The organism is Pseudomonas sp. H11T01 (assembly GCF_048515765.1).
GTDB lineage: Bacteria > Pseudomonadota > Gammaproteobacteria > Pseudomonadales > Pseudomonadaceae > Aquipseudomonas.
Genome location: NZ_JBLYED010000054.1, coordinates 1 through 5,156 on the forward strand (window position 1 = coordinate 1; position 5,156 = coordinate 5,156).

Genomic DNA, 5,156 nt, shown 5'->3' on the forward strand with positions numbered 1-5,156 from the left:
TAGAGATAGACTTTTTCGACTTTGGCGTCGGGACGCATCATGAGGTGCGGGCTCCGGAAAAGAATCGGGAGCACAGCATCGGGGATCAGGTGGCGGCTTTGAATGTGGGGTTCATGGAGCGCTTACGTAACGTCGCCACCCTAGTGCTAGAGGGTCGACTGGTAATGCTTGGCTTACTCGGTAGCGACCTCGCCAAAGACATCGACCTGATGGCGATCAAGGGCAAACGCGCCTCGGTCACCGGCTCACTGTTGCGCGATCACGGGTGTCCGGTGCTCGATGCCGGGCGCTGCCTGCCGATGATCGACAAGGTCTATCCGTACACCGAAGCGGCGCAGGCCCACGCACGGATCGAAGGTGGGGATCACATCAGCAAGATTGTGTTGCGTGTGGATTGATGCGAAATCCGCACCCTGAGGCGCTATTTGTAACTTATTGCGCCTCTACGATGGTTGGAATAAATCCCTCTCGCCCGGACACTTCTGTTAAAACCCGCTCTTCATGTCTGCGCCGGTGGATCACCCAATGCCCTCTTCCCTTCTCACTCGTCTCGGACGCCGCTGGCTGCCACTGCTGTGCATGGCCGCGCTGATCGTCGGCCTGCCCGTGGGTTGCGGGGTCCTTGAGTATACAGAGCGGGAATTGGTGTTTCGCATTGAGCCAGGCAACGCCAGTTGGTACAGCGGCTTGCCCAGTAGCGTCCAGGAATTCGAGCTGCAGCCCAAGGCTTTCAAGGCCGGGCAAAGCATTCATGGCTGGTGGTGGCCGGCGGAACGAGCGAATGCGCCCGCGATTCTTTATCTGCACGGCGTGCGTTGGAACCTCACTGGACAGCTGTTTCGCATCGAACAATTGCGAGCACTCGGCTATTCGGTGCTGGCCATCGACTACCGCGGCTTCGGTCAGAGCCAGGGCGATCTGCCGTCAGAAACCAGTGTGTACGAAGATGCTCGAATTGCCTGGGAGCGTCTGAAAGTCCTGCAACCGGATGCGAGCAAACGGCTGATCTACGGTCACTCACTCGGTGGCGCGGTGGCGATCGATCTGGCGGCCGAACTGGGCCAGACCGCTGCAAAAGACCATACTCCGGTGCCCGCCCGAGGGTTGATCATCGAGTCCACCTTCACTTCCCTGGCCGATGTTGCCACAGCAGTGGCCAACACCTCTCTGCCGGTACGTTGGCTGCTGTCGCAGAAATTCGATTCCATCGACAAAATCGCCGAGATTCACATGCCGTTGCTGGTGGTCCATGGGCTGGATGACCGCTATGTGCCGCCCCGTTTCAGCGAGCAATTGTTTAACGCCGCCCTTGAACCCAAGCATCTGTTGTTGGTGCCCGGTGCGACGCACAACAACAGCATGAGCCTGGGCGGGCAGACCTATCGCAAGGCGCTGGATGCCTTGATGCAATCAAAGCCGCCAGCACAGGTCGCCGGGCCGACTGTTTCGCGTAGCTCTCGGGACTCATAAGGTTCCTGGCCTATCGGTAACCCCGGGCCTGCAAGCTGAACAGCTGCGCATAACGCCCGCTCTCGGCTACCAGACTGTCGTGATCGCCTCGCTCAAGGATTGCCCCCTGATCCAGCACGATGATGTGGTCCGCATTGCGCACGCTGGAGAAACGGTGAGAAATCAGCAACGTCATACGACCTTCAGTGTGCTGACTGAAATGCTCGAACACCGCTGCTTCTGCTGCAGGGTCCAGTGCCGAGGTCGGCTCATCCAGAATCAGGATATCGGCGTTGCGACGCATGTAAGCGCGGGACAAGGCGATCTTCTGCCATTGCCCGCCGGACAACTCCTGCCCACCGGCAAACCATCGCCCCAATTGCGTGGCATAACCTCGATCCAGACGCTCGATGAAAGGCGCGGCCATGCCTTCAGCCGCAGCTTCCTGCCAACGCTCTTCGTCGTTGAAAGCCAGGGTATCGCCGACGCCGATGTTCTCGCCCACGGAGAATTGATAGCGAATGTAGTCCTGAAAAATCACGCCGATACGCCGGCGTAATGCATCTTCCTCCCACGCCTGCAAATCGCTGCCATCCAGCAGAATACGACCCTGATCGGGACGGTACAGCCGAGTCAGCAACTTGATCAGCGTGGTCTTGCCTGAACCATTTTCCCCCACCAGCGCTACGCTGCGACCCGGCACAAGGTGCAGGTCGATACCCTCCAGAGCGGCTCGACTGGCACCCGGATAGCGGAAACCAACGTTCTCGAAGCGCAGACCATCGCCGGGCACCGCGCCCACAGTAAGATTTCCGGTATCCGCCGCAACGGGTTCGGCCAGGTACTCATAGAGACTCGACAGGTAAAGACCATCCTCATAGAGACCGCTGATGGCGCTCAAGCTGCTGCTCACCGCAGTCTGCCCCTGTTTGAACAACACCAGATACATGGTCATCTGCCCGAGGCTGATGCTGCCGTGAACGGTATCGACCACGACCCAGGCATAGGCCAGATAAAACGCCCCGGTGCCCAGCAAACCGAGGACAAAGCCCCAGCCATCGCGGCGCAGTGTCAGCCGGCGATCTTCAGCGTAGAGACGGGCGAACGTCTCTCGATAACGCCTCAATAGCAGCGGCGCAAAACCGAACAGTTTGACCTCTTTGATGTAGCCCTCATGGGAGAGCAGCGTCTCGATGTAATTCTGCTGCCGACTCTCCGGCGCGCGGCGGGTAAAGAGTCGGAAAGCATCCCCGGAGAAATGCGCTTCGGCAAAAAACACCGGCAGCGCGCCGACCACCAGCAACACCAGCGCCCAAGGCGAAAAATGCACCAGCAATACGCCGAAGCTGATCAACACAATCAGATTCTGGATCAGCCCCAACGACTTCATCACCAGCGCCAACGGCCGGGTCGAAGCTTCGCGCCGCACCCGGACCAACTTGTCGTAGAACTCGGAATTCTCGAACTGCACCAGCGATAACGTCTGGGCCTTCTCCAGAATCATCGTGTTGACCTTCTGCCCCAACTGCACCCGCAACAGCGACTGCTGGACCGTCAGTGCGCGCTGTGTCCCGGACAGCAAGGCAAGCACACCCGCTTCAAACAGCACATACCGCACAACCGGCCACAACGGCGCACTGCCCTGCTGCGCATGCAACTGCATGGCGCTGACGACCGCATCGACAATACGCTGCCCCAACCACGCCGCCAACGCTGGCAGCACCCCGGCAATCAGCGTCGCCAGCACCAGCCCTAGAAACAGCCCGCGAGACGTTCCCCATACCAGCAGCAAGGCACGTCGCGCCTGGTCGAGCAACGAGGCGAAACGGGAAAGGACAGGCATAGGACGATTGACTCGGCAGGCGATGAGCTCAGTGGGTTTTGCGATCTCAACAATGCGTCATGGTACTTCAGCTCAACGAGCGCAGGAGGCAATAAGCCTCGCCGCCCCCATAAAAAAAACATCTAAAAAAACACAACCACCGGTGGCGATTTAGCGCTTTGCTACTTGGGGTCAACGCCCATCGGGATTCGCAGACGAGCTTAACCTGGAGCCGATGTGCCCTCTTCATTACCTGGAGCTGAACATGAAAATCAATCCCTACCTGATCTTCAACGGCGACTGCCAAGATGCCTTCACCTTCTACGCCCAATGCCTGCAAGGCAGGATCGAAGTCATGATGACCTTCGGCGAAAGCCCGGCTCGCGAACACTTTCCAGCGGATGTTCATAACCTGATCATTCATACCCGCCTGCTGATCGGCGATCAGGCCATCATGGGCTCCGACACCACACCCGACCGCCCCACCAGCGGCATGAGCGGTTGTTCGGTTTCATTGAATGTCGACAACGTGGCCGAAGCCGAGCGGGTCTTTGCTGCACTGGCGGACGGTGGCAATATTCAAATGCCCCTGGAAACCACGTTCTGGGCGGCGCGCTTTGGCATGCTGGTTGATCGTTTTGGCGTGTCGTGGATGGTTAATTGTGAAAAGGATCAGTGAGCCTGACCTCGGTAGATAGGCGTAGAGAGGATCGAAGTTTTTTCAAGATATCGGCATAGGGGGCGGCCTTCATAGGCCGTTCCCCTGCCACACCACCCGGCATGCGGGTCCGCACCGGGCGGTTCGAGAGATTGAGGTCAGGAGAAACGCGGCAACCCACGACTGTCGAACCACGCAATATTAAGTACCCGGTTGAGCGCAAAACGGCTGTTGCGCCACCAGCGGCCCGAGTTTCCAGCCACCTTCTTCGCAACCTCCTCATGTGCACCCAACCGGCGTAACTCTCGATAAATCGTCGGGGCTCGTCGCCACTGCTTGAGTTGGATTGCCCGCAGTCGGTGTCGTATCCATTCGTCCAGCTCTCGCCAGATCCCTGGGGCTTGTGACAAGCCAAAGTAGGTTTTCCAGCCCATGATGTAGGGGCGAACCCTCTCGATAATTTGCTGCAAACTACGGCCGCATGAACGCTTGGTAAACCACCAGACCGTCGACCCCCGCTGCACCTTTGTTGGCTTTGACCCGTTTCCACGCCCGTTTCAGGTTTTCTCTCGCAAAGGCTCGTTCCAGCAGCCCTTGCCCTGCGCTATCGGATTCATCTCGCGGGCAATTGACCTCGTCGCTGACGGGACTTCTCACGGCTTCACCGCTCGCAATCTCCATCCGCCCCGCGTTTGGCAGGCATCTAACTTCCAGCATTTCGCATCAACATGGCCTATAACGCTTTCTCTCGTTCAGCCCTTCGTCAAAAAAAAGACTACTACGGCCTCTGCTGACTTCTCGCTCCGGCTGGCGCCGTCGCCCTTTCAGGCACAAGGCGAGATCTCCCCAGGTAAGAACGCAATCCTTCGCCGCACAACCGCCGGATTTACGCTGCCTGACCCTTGACCACAAGAGCTTCGCGATTTGTGGCCCGCTCGCCCTGGTCGGCTTCGCCTTCTATCCGGTTCTTGTCCATCGGCTCACGGCTTCGATTCACGCTTCCTCCCCACACTCGGTCACCCTCATGCAGTTGCGCTTCACTTCGTTTGCTGTGGTCAGCTTACGGCGGGACTCTCACCCACAAGATTGCGCCCATGCTGGGCGCAATCGAGTAGGAGGCGGTCTCACAACCGCCGTCCTCTCACACCACCGTACGTACGGTTCCGTATACGGCGGTTCAGGTTATGCGATTAAGCCGGTTTATCGTATCCAGTATTGAGACCAACC

The 5,156-nt window shown here is 58.5% G+C and carries 5 protein-coding genes and 1 pseudogene; 3 read left to right on the top strand and 3 right to left on the bottom strand.

Annotated elements, in window-relative coordinates; all coding sequences use genetic code 11:
• Positions 1–398, top strand: a 398-nt coding sequence (locus tag ACN1C3_RS33090) for a zinc-binding dehydrogenase (RefSeq protein WP_419119934.1), incomplete at its 5' end; no start/stop codon positions are given.
• 127 nt (positions 399–525) lie between these two features.
• Complete coding sequence (locus ACN1C3_RS33095; RefSeq protein WP_419119935.1) at positions 526–1,470, top strand: alpha/beta hydrolase; 945 nt, start codon at positions 526–528, stop codon at positions 1,468–1,470.
• 10 nt (positions 1,471–1,480) lie between these two features.
• Here the strand turns inward: ACN1C3_RS33095 and ACN1C3_RS33100 are convergent, their stop codons facing one another.
• The gene (locus ACN1C3_RS33100; RefSeq protein WP_419119936.1) at positions 1,481–3,292 is read right to left on the bottom strand and encodes an ABC transporter ATP-binding protein; all 1,812 of its coding nucleotides are present in this window, start codon (positions 3,290–3,292) and stop codon (positions 1,481–1,483) included.
• Positions 3,293–3,536: 244 nt separating this feature from the next.
• On the opposite strand from ACN1C3_RS33100, the gene ACN1C3_RS33105 reads away from it, so the two are divergent.
• Positions 3,537–3,950 carry a VOC family protein gene (locus ACN1C3_RS33105; RefSeq protein WP_419119937.1) on the top strand — a complete coding sequence of 138 codons (414 nt, stop codon included), beginning with the start codon at positions 3,537–3,539 and terminating at the stop codon, positions 3,948–3,950.
• 137 nt (positions 3,951–4,087) lie between these two features.
• Here the strand turns inward: ACN1C3_RS33105 and ACN1C3_RS33110 are convergent.
• Together ACN1C3_RS33110 and ACN1C3_RS33115 are read right to left on the bottom strand one after the other, a co-directional pair.
• Positions 4,088–4,423: pseudogene (locus ACN1C3_RS33110) on the bottom strand (group II intron maturase-specific domain-containing protein); the annotation flags it as partial.
• Complete coding sequence (locus tag ACN1C3_RS33115) at positions 4,401–4,646, bottom strand: RNA-directed DNA polymerase (Reverse transcriptase) (RefSeq protein WP_419119938.1); 246 nt, start codon at positions 4,644–4,646, stop codon at positions 4,401–4,403. The gene ACN1C3_RS33115 and the pseudogene ACN1C3_RS33110, both read right to left, overlap by 23 nt.
• Positions 4,647–5,156: the final 510 nt, after the last annotated feature.